General features: G+C 62.6%; 15 protein-coding genes. 4 read left to right on the forward strand and 11 right to left on the reverse strand.

Features of this window, described 5'->3' with window-relative positions:
- Positions 1-53: 53 nt before the first annotated feature.
- Together D4A92_RS00130 and D4A92_RS00135 are read right to left on the reverse strand one after the other, a co-directional pair.
- Positions 54-2,522 (reverse strand): hypothetical protein, encoded by a 2,469-nt coding sequence (locus D4A92_RS00130; RefSeq protein WP_203017276.1) that lies wholly within the window; start codon positions 2,520-2,522, stop codon positions 54-56.
- 59 nt (positions 2,523-2,581) lie between these two features.
- Positions 2,582-3,880 carry an adenylosuccinate synthase gene (locus tag D4A92_RS00135; RefSeq protein ID WP_203017278.1) on the reverse strand — a complete coding sequence of 433 codons (1,299 nt, stop codon included), beginning with the start codon at positions 3,878-3,880 and terminating at the stop codon, positions 2,582-2,584.
- Positions 3,881-4,093: 213 nt separating this feature from the next.
- On the opposite strand from D4A92_RS00135, the gene D4A92_RS00140 reads away from it, so the two are divergent.
- Positions 4,094-4,993: a DMT family transporter gene (locus D4A92_RS00140; protein WP_203017280.1), complete on the forward strand. Its 900-nt coding sequence runs from the start codon at positions 4,094-4,096 to the stop codon at positions 4,991-4,993.
- Positions 4,994-5,008: 15 nt separating this feature from the next.
- Here the strand turns inward: D4A92_RS00140 and D4A92_RS00145 are convergent, their stop codons facing one another.
- The 6 genes from D4A92_RS00145 to ung all read right to left on the reverse strand — a co-directional run bounded on the left by D4A92_RS00145 (position 5,009) and on the right by ung (position 10,659).
- A complete protein-coding gene (locus D4A92_RS00145) occupies positions 5,009-5,755 on the reverse strand; it encodes a metallophosphoesterase (RefSeq protein ID WP_203017281.1) in 747 nt (248 codons plus the stop codon).
- Positions 5,756-5,883: 128 nt separating this feature from the next.
- Positions 5,884-6,258 carry a hypothetical protein gene (locus D4A92_RS00150; protein WP_203017282.1) on the reverse strand — a complete coding sequence of 125 codons (375 nt, stop codon included), beginning with the start codon at positions 6,256-6,258 and terminating at the stop codon, positions 5,884-5,886.
- An 81-nt stretch (positions 6,259-6,339) separates the two neighbouring features.
- Complete coding sequence (locus D4A92_RS00155; protein ID WP_203017283.1) at positions 6,340-6,738, reverse strand: DUF1236 domain-containing protein; 399 nt, start codon at positions 6,736-6,738, stop codon at positions 6,340-6,342.
- A 263-nt stretch (positions 6,739-7,001) separates the two neighbouring features.
- Positions 7,002-8,429, reverse strand: a complete 1,428-nt coding sequence (locus D4A92_RS00160; protein WP_203017285.1) for an aldehyde dehydrogenase family protein — start codon at positions 8,427-8,429, stop codon at positions 7,002-7,004.
- Between the two features lie 111 nt (positions 8,430-8,540).
- Positions 8,541-9,815 (reverse strand): NAD(P)/FAD-dependent oxidoreductase, encoded by a 1,275-nt coding sequence (locus D4A92_RS00165; RefSeq protein WP_203017287.1) that lies wholly within the window; start codon positions 9,813-9,815, stop codon positions 8,541-8,543.
- Positions 9,816-9,966: 151 nt separating this feature from the next.
- The gene (gene ung, locus D4A92_RS00170) at positions 9,967-10,659 is read right to left on the reverse strand and encodes a uracil-DNA glycosylase (RefSeq protein WP_203017289.1); all 693 of its coding nucleotides are present in this window, start codon (positions 10,657-10,659) and stop codon (positions 9,967-9,969) included.
- A 98-nt stretch (positions 10,660-10,757) separates the two neighbouring features.
- On the opposite strand from ung, the gene D4A92_RS00175 reads away from it, so the two are divergent.
- From D4A92_RS00175 to D4A92_RS00185, 3 genes are all read left to right on the forward strand, one after another.
- Positions 10,758-11,117 (forward strand): hypothetical protein, encoded by a 360-nt coding sequence (locus tag D4A92_RS00175; protein WP_203017291.1) that lies wholly within the window; start codon positions 10,758-10,760, stop codon positions 11,115-11,117.
- Positions 11,114-11,713, forward strand: coding sequence for a DedA family protein (locus tag D4A92_RS00180; protein ID WP_203017293.1), 600 nt, complete (start codon positions 11,114-11,116; stop codon positions 11,711-11,713). The genes D4A92_RS00175 and D4A92_RS00180 overlap by 4 nt, the downstream gene beginning before the upstream one ends.
- Positions 11,714-11,794: 81 nt before the next feature.
- Positions 11,795-12,997, forward strand: coding sequence for a ceramide glucosyltransferase (locus D4A92_RS00185; protein WP_203017295.1), 1,203 nt, complete (start codon positions 11,795-11,797; stop codon positions 12,995-12,997).
- A gap of 75 nt (positions 12,998-13,072) precedes the next feature.
- Here the strand turns inward: D4A92_RS00185 and D4A92_RS00190 are convergent, their stop codons facing one another.
- From D4A92_RS00190 to D4A92_RS00200, 3 genes are all read right to left on the reverse strand, one after another.
- Entirely contained in the window at positions 13,073-14,644 is a 1,572-nt protein-coding gene (locus tag D4A92_RS00190) for a GMC family oxidoreductase (RefSeq protein ID WP_203017297.1), read from the reverse strand.
- Between the two features lie 99 nt (positions 14,645-14,743).
- Positions 14,744-15,274: a twin-arginine translocation signal domain-containing protein gene (locus tag D4A92_RS00195; RefSeq protein WP_006726792.1), complete on the reverse strand. Its 531-nt coding sequence runs from the start codon at positions 15,272-15,274 to the stop codon at positions 14,744-14,746.
- 123 nt (positions 15,275-15,397) lie between these two features.
- Positions 15,398-15,793, reverse strand: coding sequence for a VOC family protein (locus D4A92_RS00200; RefSeq protein WP_203017299.1), 396 nt, complete (start codon positions 15,791-15,793; stop codon positions 15,398-15,400).
- Between the last annotated feature and the right edge of the window lie 223 nt (positions 15,794-16,016).

Here is a 16,016-nt window from a genome sequence, read left to right on the forward strand (position 1 = left end):
AAAATCCGCCGGGGCATGCCCGGCGGATCCGTAGAAAGCGATAGGGACGAGCCTCAGTTCGCTGGCGCGGCGGGCGTCAATGCCGCCCACTCGCGGATGACCTGATCGAAGACATTTCCACCGGTCGTTCCCTTGTCGAGGGTGATCAGCGCGCGTCGACCATTGCGGTAGGTGACGGGAATATCGATCCAGCCGCGCGTGGATAAAAGATCCATGTTACGCCTTACCACGTCCTCGAAGTCGTTGAGCGCCACGAGATAGGTGTCGTCGGTAACCTTGGCCGTCACGGCCACCAGTGGGTCGCCTCGGTCCTGCTCGGTACGCTTCATGGCAATCCGCTGCAGGTTCTCGACCGCACCACCCTCGAAATCCGCAGGTACGGAGAACACCACTTCGATGATGTGGCTCGCCGGCAGCGAATTGTCGGTGTTGCGCTTGAAGGTCAGGAGCGCCGAGATGCCGCGCTCCGGCACGTTGATACGGCCCTGGATCTGCGGATCGGGTCGGCCGTCCGCACCGTTTTCACGCACAGCCGACCATGTGATCGAACCAGGGACTGCGACCGGCGTTGCCTGGCCGATGCGCTCTTCGTAGAGGAAGAGCTTTTCCCCGCCGGCAACGGCTGACGTATTGGCGGCGGCTCCCGGTGTCTGCGTGGCAGCCGCGCCATTGGCAGCAGCCGGCGCATCGGTCGGCTCGACAGTGGATGCAACGGTCTGGGCCGAGACGGAGCGACCTTCAGCGGGCGCTCCCTCGATCGGCGCCGATCCGGCACCTGCATCGATTTCCGTCCCGTCCGGACGCAGTCGCTGCGTGAATTTCTGGCTGCCGTCGTCAACAGTAGGAGCCGCCTCTTGCGGTGCAGCTGCAGTGTCGGCCGGGGGCTGCGGCTGTTCGGCAGGTGTCGTCTCGGGCGCGTCTGCGGTCTCTTGTGTCGGCGCAACGTCACCCGTCAGATTGGCGACCATGCTGCCGATCTGATCACGCATGCTCCAGGCGAGATAACCGCCGGCGCCGAGAACAACCAGGACCAGCGCAGCGACGATGATCGGGGCCGGATTGCGACGCTTCTTCGGCTCGAGGCGATAGGAGGGCTGCTGGCCGTAACCGCCGACAAGCGCTTCCATGCCATCGGCCTGGCCCGCAACCTCGACCTGCGCACCCTTCGCGCTGGGTGCAAAACTGTCGATATGCTCATCCCATTCGCTCGCCGCAGGAACGGCAGAAGCAGATGCCGGATCGCCATTACCCTTCTGGGTTTCGCCCTGGTCGACATTCTCCTGGAACCACTGGCTGAAGTCATCGGCGTCGATTGCCGGTGCAGCGGAGCTGGAGGCGATCTTGTCGAGCACGACCGGGTCGGCATCGGGAAGGCTCAGGCCCTCCGGCGCGACATAGTCGCCGCTTGCCTCGACATGCACGGGTTCCTCATAGGCGGGGAACTCGTCGGTCGGTGTATAGGAGACGGCCGGCGGCGCGGTGTCGATTTCCGGCAGTTCGGGGACGCGATTGGCGGCCGTTTCGGTCGCAGCCGGCAGGTCCCAGCTTGCCGAGGGTACGGTCGGTGCCGGATCGAGCGCGCGGCTCTGCAGCCAATCCTCGACCGAATCCACTCGGACGCCCACCTCCGGCGCCTGCGGCTGGTGATAAGGTTCGGCCTCGACGGACGCATCCGCCGGCTGAAACGCTTCGGCCACCGGCTCGGCCTCGACGGCAGGCACGGCATCCCAGGCGGGTGCAGACGTTTCCGGCTCGTCACTCCTAGACCAGGTCTCTTCGGCGGTCGGAACGTCGCCATAGGTCGCAGCAGCTGCGACGGTTTCGACCTCGTGCCGGACCTCTGGCGTCGGTTCGTATTGCGGCTCAGGCTCGACAGCCGGAGCCTCGTCCTCGCGATGCTCGTAAAGACGCGTGTAGTCGGTTTCGGGCTCGCGGGCCGAAACCGGTTCGTCCTGCCAGGCGGTTTGCGCAGGCGACGTTGGTTCGACGGGCTCTGCCGGAAGTGCCTCTTCAACGGGCGGAACGGTTTCTTCGGCGAGGTAGGCAGGCTCCTCCGCCACCGCAGGGGCAGCAGGCTCTGCCATATGGGCATCCGCCCAGTCATCGCCGCTCACTTCCTGAGGAGGCTCGACCGGCTCGGCTGCCGGAGCAACCTCTTCTACCGGCTCCTGCGCCGCGACGTCCTGATGGGAAGATTGCGCATGTTCCGGCTGCTGCTCGGCCCAGGCGGGCGCAGAAGCAGCTGTTGCCGCGGCCGCACCTGCAACGGCAGGCATGGAAGGCTCAGGCGCCTCGTCGAGCGGCGGCAAGGCATCCGCATGTTCCGCTTCGACTTCACGGATAGCCGCATCGAGCTTGTCGAGCTGACGCTGCAGCATATGCTCGGGCGGGCGCGGTGACATGTTCTCGAGCTGCCGAACGACAGCGGCGCGAGCCTTTTCGTACACTCGCGCGCGCATCTCCGGAGTATTGTTCGACAGGCCATCCACGGCCCGTCGAATCACAGCGATAAAGTCAGCCATCAGCACTTTCTCTTGAGAGCCGGGCCGCCGCGCCGGCAAAATTTCATTAAAATCCTAGATTAGTCCTCGAAAGGGTCCGTCACAAGTATGGTGTCGTCGCGTTCCGGACTTGTCGACAGAAGGGCGACCGGCGCACCGATCAGTTCTTCGACCTGACGGACATATTTGATCGCCTGAGCCGGCAAATCCGCCCATTTGCGGGCTCCGACGGTCGATTCCTTCCAGCCTTCAAGCGTGATGTAGATCGGCTCGACACGCGCCTGAGCCGCTTGAGCTGCCGGCAGATAGTCGATTTCCTGGCCGTCAAGCTTGTAGCCGACGCAGATCTTCAGCTCTTCAAGACCATCGAGAACATCGAGTTTGGTCAATGCAATACCGGTGATTCCATTGGTGGCGACCGACTGGCGCACGAGCGCTGCGTCGAACCAGCCGCAACGGCGCTTGCGGCCCGTGACCGTGCCGAATTCATGGCCCTTCTCGCCGAGAAACTGGCCGATCTCGTCGTGCAGCTCGGTCGGGAACGGACCTTCCCCGACGCGGGTCGTGTAGGCCTTCGTGATCCCGAGGATATAGCCGAGCGAGCCCGGGCCCATGCCGGAACCGGCAGCGGCCTGGCCGGCAACCGTGTTCGACGAGGTGACGAAAGGATAGGTGCCGTGATCGATATCGAGCAGGGAGCCTTGCGCACCTTCGAACAGGATGCGCGAGCCCTTGCGGCGCTCCTTGTCCAGGAGCACCCAGACCGAATCCATGAAGGGCAGAACGCGATCGGCGATCGAGGTCAGCTCGTCCATGATCGTCTTGTGCTCGATTTCGGCAACGCCGAAACCGCGACGCAGCGCGTTGTGATGGGTCAGGATCCGTTCGACCTTGCCGTCCAGCGCGTCGAGGTCGGCGAGATCCATGACGCGGATCGCGCGACGGCCGACCTTGTCTTCATAGGCCGGGCCGATGCCGCGACGGGTCGTGCCGATCTTGGTACCGCTGTTGGAGGCCGCATCTTCGCGCATGCCGTCGAGTTCGCGGTGCAGCGAGAGAATCAGCGTGGCGTTTTCGGCAATGCGCAGATTGTCCGGCGTCACTTCGACGCCCTGATCCTTCAGCCGGCCGATTTCAGCGATCAGCGCATGCGGATCGACGACGACGCCGTTACCAATCACGGCCTTCTTGCCGGGACGCACGACGCCTGACGGAAGCAGGGATAGCTTGTAGGAAACGCCGTCGATGACGAGCGTGTGGCCGGCATTGTGTCCGCCCTGGAAGCGGACCACGATGTCCGCACGTTCGGAGAGCCAGTCGACAATCTTGCCCTTGCCCTCGTCACCCCATTGCGAACCAATCACCACGACATTCGTCATCACATAATCCTGTATATTGCGCAGTGCCTGCGCCTACCCAAACCCGCGCATCTATACTGTGTTGTTTTTGGGAAATCGACCCGTCTTGACCGGCGATTTGGCTTTTTACGTGACAAACAATCCCCTCTGGCCTATTTCGGAGGCAATTCGCGCCGTGACAGACCGGGGGCACACGGGTTCGTCACGCGGCGTCCGCATGCAGGGAATGACGTCTTGCCCATCCGCGCCTATAGTTTTCTCGTCATCACGACCTTGCTCTGGGGCGGCAACACGATTGCCGGCAAGCTGGCGCTTGGCCATGTGAGCCCGATGGTGCTGAGCTTCGGCCGCTGGGCACTCGCGACCCTGGTGATCGCCTCCATCGCAGTCCCGCAGATCCGCAAGGACTGGGCGGTGCTGAAGGCCAACTGGAAGCTGCTGATTTTCTACGGCGCCGTCGGCTATGCTGCCTTCAATGGCTTCCTCTACACAGCGCTGAAATACACGAGTGCGGTGAACGGTGCGATCGAACAGGGCGCGATCCCGGTTCTGATCTTCGTCATCAACTTTCTGCTGTTTCGTATCGCCGTCTCGGCGGTCCAGATCCTCGGCTTCATGATCAGCTTCATCGGCGCGGCGGTCACCGCCTCTCATGGCGATCTCCAGACCTTGCTGACCCTGACGCTGAACTATGGCGATCTTCTGATGCTGTTTGCCGGCATCGCTTACGCGATCTACACCGTGTCATTGCGCTGGAAGCCACCTGTCCACTGGAAGAGCCTGATGGCGGTGCCGGCACTTGCCGCCGCAATCACCTGTCTGCCGCTTCTCTGGTGGGAAGCGGGCCGAGGCGAGCTGATCCTGCCCGATACGCGCGGCTGGCTGATCATTCTCTATGCCGGACTGTTCCCCTCGCTGATCTCGCAGATCCTCTATATCAAGGGTGTCGAAGGCATTGGCGCAAACCGTGCCGGTCTCTTCATCAATCTGGTGCCGGTCTTCGGTACGCTGCTATCGGTCACCATCCTCGGCGAAAAGCTGGAAGTCTTTCATGTGGTAGCGCTGGTGCTCGTTCTCGGTGGCATCGCGATTGCCGAATGGGGCAAGCCCGCGCCTAACAAAGCTCCGCGCTGAAACGCTCCAATGAGGTCACCCGACCGAGAGGATGGACACGTCTCCAGCAACAACACGCGCGGCCGTCAACCGTCCGGTGCGATAGCAATGCGTGTCGAGACTGACCCGATCCGGCCCAACATGGGCTTCCCGCATCGGCGTATGCCCGTGAAAGACCCGAACAGGCAGCCCAGGACCGAGATCGAGGAAGGATCGCCTGATCCACATGAGATCGTCATCGGTCTGCTCGGAAAGCGGTCGCCCCGGCTTCAGACCGGCATGGGCGAAGACATCCGTACCCATGGTGAGCAGCACCGGCAGCGATCTGATAAATGCCACATGGCTGCTCGGAACTGCATTCCTGATGGCCTCTCTCAAGGCAAAACGGCCCGCAGGCAGGTTAAATTCTTCCACCTCGATACCATAGGACGCGAAGGTCGTCTCCGCACCGTGGTCGAGGACCCAGTCACCGGCCGGGTCACCGTCGAGAAAGGCGAGGAAGGCATCGTCGTGATTGCCGCGCAGGCAAACCCGCTCGAAGCCTGGGGGCGACGATGCCGTGAGATGATAGAGGACGGCAGCGGATTTCGGGCCTCGGTCGACATAGTCGCCGAGCATCACGATCAGCTTGCGCCCATCGATCGACAGGGCGTCCTCGCGGATCATGTCTTCCAGTTCCAGAAGCGCGTCGAGACAGCCGTGAACGTCACCGATCGCATAGACAGCGGCATAGTCGGCGGGATCGATGACGAGACGTGGCGCACGGCCCGGCTCAGTGCTCATCAGCCCCTCATCACCCATTGGACACCTCCTGTCCCGTCGCTGCGCTGCACGCCTCAAGAGAAAAGCGTATCGGCACGAAAAAGGCCAACCCCCACAGGGGCCGGCCTCGCTGTGCATTGGTACACCGATTAAGGTGTCGTGGTTGCCGGCGGCGTATCGGTGGCACCACCAGTCGGAGCCGGTGCGGCCGGAGCCGGATCGGTTGCAGCCGGCGGGGTGACCGGATCAGCAGCGGGGGGCGTTGCAGAACCGGCGGGCGGCGTTGTCGTGTCAGCCGGCGGCGGAGCCGGAGCATCGGCCGGCGGGGCTGCGGGCGTGCTGCTTTCCGTAGCGGGCGTAGCAGGCGTTTCGGCAGTATTCGTACCACCGAAGACGAAGTATGCGCCGGCTGCGATCACCACGATCAGCAGGACTGCGATGCCCCAGGTCGCGCCGCTACCCGCAGTGGTCTGCTGGGTGACGTGCGGACGCTGATCAAGGCGGGGATCAGGACGTTGGTCCATGGTATTTCCTCCTGGTTTCGGTGACCGACCGCCGCGCGGTCGGCCGCTAGCTTGTTTATTTACAAGGCTGGCAATCGGCGCTTACTGGACGACGCCGACCACGACGTAGGTCTGCGGGTCGACGATGACGCGCTGATTGTTGACCACGGCATAGGCATAGGTTGGATCCTCGGGGATCGTGGTCAGGACGACTTCCTGCGGAAGAGGTTCACCAACGACCACCTGCCGCTCGATCACGACCGGCTGGGCCGGGACCGGCTGCTGCTGGACATAGGTGACGACCCGTTCCGGCGGCGGGGCGACTGCGGTACCGGCAATGGCGCCGACGACGCCACCCACAGCGGCACCAACGGGACCGCCGACAATGGCACCGGTCACAGCACCACCGGCAGCACCGGTAACTGTACCTTCCTGCGCCAGAACAGGAGAAGCGACGGCACCAAGTACCACTGCGCCAAGAGCGATAATCTTCGAATTCATGGCTTGATCCTTTCCGTTGACTGCCATTGACGGAAAGAACGGACTTCACAGGAAATTGTTCCGCGAACTTCTCCCAAGCCTTCTACTACAAGCCTTTGGAAAAATTGGCAGAATTTAGGCAGAAGCGTAATATTTGAGGCAGGGATTACTGTAGGTGGCAGTAAGACGGCATTCGTTCGACGGGCACGCCGAGACCGAAGCTGAAGAGCAACAAGACGTGTTTGCGGCAGGAAAGGCAGCGTCATGTCGGTGTGGAAAGCCGCTCAGGCGCCCCAACCGACGATGCCCTTGATCTCGAGAAAGTCGTGGATACCCCAGTCGGCATATTCGCGGCCATTGCCGGATTGTTTGTAGCCACCGAACGGCGCGGACGTGTCCCAATCAGGGTAGTTGAGATAAACGGAGCCGGCGCGCATACGGGCAGCAACCCGCCGCGCATGGTCGATATCCTGCGACTGGACATAGGCGGCGAGGCCATAGACGGTGTCGTTGGCAATCGCGATCGCCTCCTCTTCCGTCTCGTAGGGCATGATTGACAGCACGGGACCAAAGATCTCTTCACGGGCAATCGTCATATCCGGTGTCACATGGCCGAAAACAGTCGGACGGATGTAATAGCCGCGGTTCAGGCCCTCTGGCCGCCCGGGTCCGCCGGTAACCAGCAGCGCGCCCTCTTCGATCCCCACTTCGATCAGCCGCTGGATCTTGTTGTATTGAACGTCGCTGACGACAGGACCGAGGACGGTATCTTCAGCCCGCGGGTCCCCGACCTTGTGAGCGTCCGCAGCCTCGCGCGCGATATGCAGCGCCTCGTCGTGGCGATCAGCTGGCACCAGCATCCGCGTCGGTGCATCGCAAGACTGGCCCGAATTGCCGAAACAGCCCTCCACGCCCTTGCGCACGGCAGTTCCGAAATCGGAGTCAGGAAGAATGATATTGGCTGACTTGCCGCCCAGTTCCTGCGCCACACGCTTGACCGTATCGGCCGCCGTCTTGGCGACGATGATGCCTGCCCGCGTCGAGCCGGTGAACGACACCATGTCGACATCAGGATGGCCTGCCATCACCTGACCAACTTCGGGCCCGCGGCCATTGACGAGGTTGAACACCCCATCAGGCGTTCCCGCCGCCTGCATCACCTCGGCGAAGATCAGCCCCGAGATCGGGGCGATCTCCGAGGGCTTGAGCACGACGGTGCAGCCGGCGGCAATTGCCGGCGCGACTTTGCAGACGATCTGGTTGAGCGGCCAGTTCCAGGGCGTGATCAGCACACAGACGCCGATCGGCTCCTTGACGATGCGGGTTGGGCCGCGCTGCTCGATGAATTCGAAGCTCTTGAAGGCGGCAATCGTTGCCTCGAGATGCGCCCGCCCTGCTCCGGTTTGAGAGTCCCGCGCAAAGCTGAGCGGCGCACCCATTTCCCGGCTGACCGCCTGAGCGATGTCTTCGAAGCGCTCGTTGTAGACGGCAAGGATGCGCTCGAGCAGCGCCAGCCGCTCAGACCGGTCGGTCAGCGAGAAAGTGGCAAAGGCTTTTCGGGCGGCCGCCACGGCGCGGTCGACATCGCCGCGTCCACCGATCGAAATCGTCGTGAAGGGCTCCTCTGTGGATGGATCGATGACATCCAGAACCGCAGGCTCCAGCGGATCGACCCACGCACCGTCTATGAAGAACTTCAGATGGTTGGACATGCGGGCTCCAGCGGAGTGAAAGTAAGGTCTTTGGCACTATTGGTCACATGCCGGATCACGGCAAGCATGCAAGACGGCGTGATCAGGCTTTCCCCAACCTGAATTCGGGGATCAGCGCTCCAGTCCATCGAGCAGTCGATACCAGGCAAGATGAGCAGCGACCCCGAGACGTCGGTAGCGATGCAGCGGAATGGGGACCATGGGCGTAATCGGCAGTGGCAGGGCCTCCCGGCTCCCCTCGGCCAAATACCGCGCGAGAGCCTGACCGAGCGCCACCATCAGCCCGATGCCGCGCCCCTGGCAGCCGGCCGCCATCAAGAGCCCCGGCTGCGGTTCATGCAGATGCGGCAGATGGTCGGGCGTCATCGCGACACGACCGAACCAGCGATGCTCGATCCCCACGGAGCCAAGCATGGGAAAGAGCCGAAGCATCGCCCGCTCCAGATGCAGCCAGTCGTCGGTCGATTGCGGCACGCGCATTGGCCCCCGTCCACCGAGCACCAGACGACCGTCGGCGCTGCGGCGATAGTAAAGGACGATCCGCCGGCTGTCTGAGACCGCCTGTCCGCTCGGCAGGATGAAATCGAAATCGGGCGGCAGCGGCTCCGTGGCGATCTGGAAGGAATGCAGCCAGACGAGGCTCTGGGCAAGGTTCGGCACCAGCCCCTCGGAATAGGCGTTGGTCGCAACAAGGACTTTCCGCGCCCGGAACGAGCGACCGGACCGCGTGGAGACTTGCCAGAAGGTCCCTTCCCTCTGCAGCGACGTGGCGGCATCATTCAGCACCAGCGCTGTGCCGGCTTCCGTTGCGATACGCGCGAGTTCATGCGCCAGCGCCAGCGGATTGACGACACCGGCGCGCCGATCGAGAAAACCACCGCGATAGCCTTCGGCACCGGTCAGAAGCGCAATCTCTGCCGGATTGAGAAGCGCGACATCCGCGCCTTGCGCCCGCCATTGCCGGTTGCGCTGTGCCGCCGCCTGCATGGCGGTCTCGGTATGCGCCGCCTGGATCCAGCCGGAGCGCATATGCTCGACATCCAGCCCTTCGCGGGCGATGAGATCGAAGACAAGATCTGCCGTCCCCGCCGAGAACTCGACCAGCCTTCGACCGGCCTCCTCACCGAAAAGCGCAAGCAGCGTTTCCGGATCCTGCTTCAATCCCGGAATCACCTGGCCGCCATTCACCCCGGATGCCCCGTCACCGATCCCGCCGGCTTCGATGACCTGGACCGAAAGCCCGGCACGCGCCGCATGCAGCGCTGTCGAGAGACCCTGATACCCGGCACCAATGACAACGAGGTCGAGATCGCCCTCTTCACAGCGACAGGCAAGCGGGGAAACGGGCCGTCGCCAAACGGACGAAACCGGAATTGCGGGCTGCATAAAGGGAAGACCTGAACACGATTGAAAAAGCGCCGCCAATTTGCCCGCCCCCAATAAATCGCACAATAAACGTCAGGCTGTATTTTGGCGGATGGGTAGAATGAAGAATTACTACTTAAGCTGCAATATATAATGGAACATCAGAACATTCTCATGCTTCGCTCGGCAGCTGCCAATCAATCGCGTTTCTGCCCTTGGAGAGAAGATACGCATTGGCCTGCGAGAAATGCCGACAGCCGAAGAAACCGGTATGCGCCGAAAGCGGCGACGGATGCGGCGCCTTCAAGACCAGATGGCGGGACCCGTCGACAAAGGCGGCCTTCTTCTGCGCATAGGAGCCCCACAGCATGAAGACGACATGCTCGCAGTCCTCGTTCACAGCGCGGATCACAGCATCGGTGAACTGCTCCCAGCCCTTCCCCTGATGCGAGGCCGCGCGCGCTTCTTCGACCGTCAGCACGCTGTTGAGCAGGAGCACACCCTGTTGTGCCCAGTGCTCCAGAAAGCCGTGCCGCGCCGGCGCAATGCCGAGATCGCTTTGCAGCTCCTTGTAGATGTTGACGAGCGACGGCGGGATGCGGACACCCGGTTGGACACTGAAGCAGAGCCCGTGCGCCTGCCCTGCCCCGTGATAGGGATCCTGGCCGAGGATCACCACCCGGACGTTGTTAAGCGGCGTCAGATCGAGCGCCCGGAAATACTCCGCCCCCTTGGGGAAGATCTGCTTACCGGCCGCCTTTTCGGATTGCAGGAAATCCTTGAGGTTGCGCATGTAAGGCTGCACAAACTCGTCTCCCAGCACCGCTTTCCAGCTATCTTCGAGCCTGACACCCGCCTCCGCCATTGCCGCCGCTCCTCGTTCTCGCTTACATGCCTTAAGACGATAGAGAGCCGGCAACCGGACCTGTCAACCTCAAGCCGAGCCGAGCACACAAGAGAACCGTGAAGTCACTCCTGAAACTCTGGCGCCGCCAGCCCGTCCTGACCTCGGCATTCCTGCTGGCAATGGCGCTCGCAATCTTCTTTGCCGGGCGGACGATCTTCTTTGTGGCCTACTGGAGCGATCCCGCCCGTCAGGACCTGCCGCCCGAGCCCTGGATGACGATCGGCTATGTCGCCCATTCCTGGCATGTGCCGGTCGAGAAACTCGCCCGCGACCTCGATCTGCCGCCACCGCCAAAAGATGGCCCTCGCCCCTCTCTTGAGCGTCTCGCCAGCGAGCGTGGCCAGAGCTTCGAGACATTCAAAACCGAGATAGAGGCCTCCCTTGCCGAACTGCGCCGGCAGGGACCTGCGCAATGACCCTGACCGAGACGCTGCTCGCATCGCTGCCGTCCTATGGCTTGTTGCTGCTTGCGCTGGTCGTCGGCATCAGTTGCCTTGGTGCCCCCCTGCCCGCCTCGATCGTCATGATGCTGATGGGCGCATTGGCGGCCGCCGGTGACTTCACGCTCGCCTATGTCATTGCCGTGGCACTCGCCTCGGCGGTCGCGGGAGACCAGATCGGCTACATGCTTGGCCGCGTCGCCGGACAGCGCCTTGTCCCGATCGTCAGTCGCGATCCGTCACGCCGCAAGGCGATCGAGCGGGCGCAGCAGGAGATGGATGCCCGCGGCTACCTCGCCGTCTTTCTCACCCGCTGGCTGCTATCCCCGCTCGGCCCTTACCTGAACCTTTTGGCCGGAGCCTCCGGCTTTTCCTGGGCGCGCTTCACGCTGGCAGGCCTCCTTGGAGAGACTGTCTGGGTAGGCCTCTATACCGGCCTCGGCGCGGCCTTCAGCGAGAGCGTCACGGAGATCGCGGAAATCAGCGGCAGCATTAGCGGTTTTCTGGCGGCCGGTGCCGTCGCCGCCTTCCTCGGCTTCAAGCTGCTCCAGAGCCTGCGCAGCAAGGACTGAAACCGCATAGCGCGCCCGACGAAGCTTCGCCGAACTGTCACATAGCGGTGCTATCCGGATACCAAAATCCGGAGACTCGCCATGACTTTTCTGATCTGGTTTGCCGCGATCGCGCTTCTCGCCCAGCTTGCAAGCATCGCCATCGTCCTCTCCGTCAAGCTCCGCCACAAGAACCGAGAGGCTGCGCCAACGCCGCGCCCGCCGGTCACACTTATCCGCCCGATCTGCGGGCTGGAAAACAATCTCGAGCGCTGCCTCGCCTCCTCCTTCCGGCTCGATTGGCCGACATATGAGATCCTCTTTTGTGTCGCGAGAGCCGACGATCCGGCCGCGGCCCTCGCGCGCCGACTGATGGCGGACTATCCCGAAATCCCATCGACACTCCTCGTCGGCGAAGATCCCTTCAGCGCCAATCCCAAGCTGAACAACGTCATCAAGGGCTGGCGCTCCGCCCGCCATGAATGGATCGTCATGACCGACAGCAACGTGCTGATGCCATCTGACACCATCGAGCGCATGATCGCCCGCTGGGACGAGCGGACCGGTCTCGTCTGCTCGCCGCCGGCGGGAACCGAGCCGGAGAACGCTGGTGCCCTTCTCGAAAGCGCCTGGCTCGACAGTTTCCAGGCTCGCTGGCAGCTCTTCGCCGACGCCTGCGGCTTCGGCTTTGCCCAAGGCAAATCGATGCTGTTCAATCGTCATGTGATGACACAGCTCGGCGGCTTCGAGCGACTGGGCGACGAAGTCGCCGAGGATGCCGCCGCAACACTGCTGATCCGCAATGCGGACCTCAAGGTCCGTATCGTTCACGAACCCTTCCCACAGCCGCTCGGTCCCCGCGATATCAAGGCTGTCTGGAAGCGCCAGTTGCGCTGGGCGCGCTTGCGCCGCGCGTCTTTCCCGCTTTACTTCCTGCCGGAGATCCTGACCGGTGCCGCCTTGCCGATGGCGGCCATGATTGCGCTCGCGGCGACAGGCACATTGCCGCTCATCGCCCCGATCGCCTATCTTGCCACCTGGTATGGCGCAGAAGTTCTGCTCGCCAGAAGCTATGGCTGGCCGAGCGGCTGGCGGATCGTTCCGGCCATGCTCGCCCGTGACCTGTTGCTGCCGGGGCTGTTCGTCGCGGCCTGGTTTGGCAGCGGTTTCGAATGGCGCGGCAACGCGATGACAGTCGCCGACAATGACAACAGCCGCACGGCGCGCTTTCGCACCGCAGTCGCCCGAACCCGGGACAGAGCGCGCGAAAAGGCGCGAGCGCTGGTCGCAGCCCGCAACCACTAAGGCGCATCTTCCCACGAAAAAGCGGGCAGGACCGCATAGCGATCGCTGCCCGCAAGAGGGAGGTAGTCCCGCCGCTCAGATGGTGCCTTGGCCCATCTGCTCGGCGATGTAATCCGCCTGGCGGATCGCAAGAGAGACGATCGTCAGGGTCGGATTTTCGGCCGCTCCGGTGGTGAACTGGCTACCATCGGAGACGAAGAGGTTGCTGATGTCGTGTGTCTGGCCCCACTTGTTGACGACCCCGTCCTGCGCCTTCTCGCTCATGCGGTTGGTGCCGAGATTGTGGGTCGACGGATAGGGCGGCGTCGGGAAGGCACGGGTTGCCCCCACTGCCTCATAGAGGGCCACGCCCTGCTTGTAGGCATGGTTGCGCATGGCCTCGTCGTTCGGATGGTCCGTAAACCACACATCCGGGATCGGCATGCCATATTTGTCCTTGAGCTCACCATGCAGTTTCACCGCATTCTGCTCCTGCGGCATGTCCTCGCCGACGATCCAGAGGCCAGCCATATTGGCATACTGGTCCATGGCCGAGGCAAACGACCGGCCCCAGCCACCCGGATCCAGGAAGGCCGCCATGAAGGGCACGCCGAGCGCCAGCGTCTCGAGCTCATAGCCGCCGACGAAGCCGCGCGACGGATCGTGCCTTGCCTCGTCACGGATGATCCCGGCCATGGTCGTGCCGCGGTAGAAATGCACCGGCTTTTCGAAGACGGCATAGACCGAACCGGTGGTGTGGCGCATGTAGTTCTTGCCGACCTGGCCGGACGAATTGGCCAGACCATCGGGAAACTTCGATGAAGCGGAGTTGAGCAGCAGGCGCGGGCTTTCGATCGAATTGCCGGCAACGCAGATGATACGGGCCTTCTGGCTCTGCAGATTGCCATCCTTGTCGGCATAGACGACGGCGGTCACCTTGCCCGTATCGTCATGCTCGATCTTGACGACATGCGAGTTCGGCCGGACTTCGAGCTTGCCCGTCGCCTCGCCCTTGGGGATTTCCGTATAGAGCGTCGACCACTTGGCTCCCCATTTGCAACCCTGGAAGCAGAAGCCCGTCTGCTGACAGCTCATCCGGTCGTCGCGATCGGCCGAATTGATCGCCATATTGCCGGTGTGACAGTCCTTGTAACCGAGCTTGTCGGCACCAGCCTTCAGGATCTTGAAGTTGTTGTTGCCGGGCAACCCCTCGATGCCGTTGGTGCGGGTCACGCCCATCTTGTCTTCGGCCTTGGCATAATAGGGCTCGAGATCGGCCAGCGTGATCGGCCAGTCGAGAAGATTGGCGCCCTCGACCTTGCCATAGTGGGTCAGAGTCTTGAACTCGTGCTCCTGGAAGCGGAGCGACGCGCCCGCCCAATGGGTGGTGGTGCCACCGACCGCCTTGACGATCCAGGCCGGCAGATTGGGGAAGTCTTTTGCCACCCGCCAGCCGCCACCGGTGGTGCGGTGGTCGAGCCAGGCGAGCTGGGCGAAACTGTCCCATTCGTCGTTGATGAAGTCCTCGTGCTCGATACGGGCACCGGCTTCGAGCACGACCACGTCGATACCCTTTTGGGCAAGCTCGTTGGCGAGCGTGCCGCCGCCTGCACCGGAACCGATGATGACGACCACGCTGTCGTCGTTGAGATCATAGGGCGCTGCCATGTTTTCCTCCCGGGAAATCCGTCAATTGGGTAAGCGCCGCCGCTCCCATCCGCGATGGGCCTCCTTCCGGCGACGATGAATGCGTGTCGTTAAGGTCGCTTAGAGCCAGGTGATGTCGTCGAACCCGCGCTCGATATAGCCGCCCTTGGAATAGGACTCGCCCTCGTAGCCGAAGATCGGCCAGATCTCCTTCTGGTTATAGAGGCTGACCACGAGGTCGCCGCGCACCGCCTGGAAGAAGGGCGTCGTCTCGATGTCGCGCAGGATGGCGACCCGATCGTCTTCCCAGCCAAGCCCGCGATAACCGCCGGCACCCGCTCTGCTGTCGAGGTCGGCAATGCCCTCTTCGATCAGCGCCTTGTGCTTCTCATCCTTGGCCGCCATCGTATCCTGGCCCTTGACGGCGGCCGCATAGAAACGATCAGCAAGCTGGTCATGCGGATAGATGTCGCGCGCCATCTTGATCAGCGTCGCGAGCGTGTCCGGCTTCAGGGCTGTCGCCTCCAGGCCCCAGGCCTGGTCGGGACAGATGACAGCCGTGCCGGTTACCATCAGCACGGCGCTTGCCGCACCGGTCTTCAGAAGCTGGCGGCGTGACATGCCGCCGGTCTTGTCGAGTATCGTAACCACGTCATTCTCCTCCCATGAGATGATGCGCAACGGCCAGTCTGCCGTCTGCGGTGGCAGGCGCGATACCGCGCCCACCGGCTGCGAAGCAAAGAAGGCCAGGGCTCCTCTTCCCCGGCCATCCGATCATTTGTACCGACCGTGCCGCTGCAGGACCTCGATCTTGTAGCCGTCGGGGTCGGTGATGAAGAAGAAGCGGGCAAGCAGCACGCCATCGCGGTTGAACTCGACGATCTTGCCCGGGTTCAGGCCGAGATCCGTGAGCCGCTTGTGTTCGGCGTCGAGATCCGAGACGCTGACCGCAAGATGGCCGTAACCGGTCCCAAGGTCATAGGCCTCCTCGCGGCCCTTATTGACCGTGAGCTCGAGCTCGAACTCACTCTCCGCATTGCTGAGATAGACCAGAGTGAAGGTTTCGAAATCGAGACGTTCCGCGACTTCCAGATCGAAGGCCTGAACGTAGAAGGAAACGGATCGGACCTCTTCGAGGACACGGATCATCGAATGGATCATTTTGGCCAATGGGCTGCTCCTTGCATGCTGACAGATGTCATGCAGAGAGGATGTCGCGATTTTCCGGACGGCTGGTAGCAGCCCATTACCGCAGCCGATTTTTTTCGCCGGCAGATGTGTCCATTCTTCCCACCCGGGCGAGGCAGTTTAGAGAATACGGAAATTGACCAGAGCAGCGGCGCACAACATAATGCCCCAAAAGACTTGAGACCGAAAAAGACATCAGGGAGGA

This window comes from Rhizobium rosettiformans (genome assembly GCF_016806065.1).
Lineage (GTDB): Bacteria > Pseudomonadota > Alphaproteobacteria > Rhizobiales > Rhizobiaceae > Allorhizobium.

What these genes read in the sequence shown, in the direction of transcription:
- D4A92_RS00130 (WP_203017276.1), bottom strand. Translation starts at nt 2,522, where the DNA reads ATGGCTGACTTTATCGCTGTGATTCGACGGGCCGTGGATGGCCTGTCG.
- D4A92_RS00135 (WP_203017278.1), bottom strand. Translation starts at nt 3,880, where the DNA reads ATGACGAATGTCGTGGTGATTGGTTCGCAATGGGGTGACGAGGGCAAG.
- D4A92_RS00145 (WP_203017281.1), bottom strand. Translation starts at nt 5,755, where the DNA reads ATGAGCACTGAGCCGGGCCGTGCGCCACGTCTCGTCATCGATCCCGCC.
- D4A92_RS00150 (WP_203017282.1), bottom strand. Translation starts at nt 6,258, where the DNA reads ATGGACCAACGTCCTGATCCCCGCCTTGATCAGCGTCCGCACGTCACC.
- D4A92_RS00155 (WP_203017283.1), bottom strand. Translation starts at nt 6,738, where the DNA reads ATGAATTCGAAGATTATCGCTCTTGGCGCAGTGGTACTTGGTGCCGTC.
- D4A92_RS00160 (WP_203017285.1), bottom strand. Translation starts at nt 8,429, where the DNA reads ATGTCCAACCATCTGAAGTTCTTCATAGACGGTGCGTGGGTCGATCCG.
- D4A92_RS00165 (WP_203017287.1), bottom strand. Translation starts at nt 9,815, where the DNA reads ATGCAGCCCGCAATTCCGGTTTCGTCCGTTTGGCGACGGCCCGTTTCC.
- ung (WP_203017289.1), bottom strand. Translation starts at nt 10,659, where the DNA reads ATGGCGGAGGCGGGTGTCAGGCTCGAAGATAGCTGGAAAGCGGTGCTG.
- D4A92_RS00180 (WP_203017293.1), top strand. Translation starts at nt 11,114, where the DNA reads ATGACCCTGACCGAGACGCTGCTCGCATCGCTGCCGTCCTATGGCTTG.
- D4A92_RS00185 (WP_203017295.1), top strand. Translation starts at nt 11,795, where the DNA reads ATGACTTTTCTGATCTGGTTTGCCGCGATCGCGCTTCTCGCCCAGCTT.
- D4A92_RS00190 (WP_203017297.1), bottom strand. Translation starts at nt 14,644, where the DNA reads ATGGCAGCGCCCTATGATCTCAACGACGACAGCGTGGTCGTCATCATC.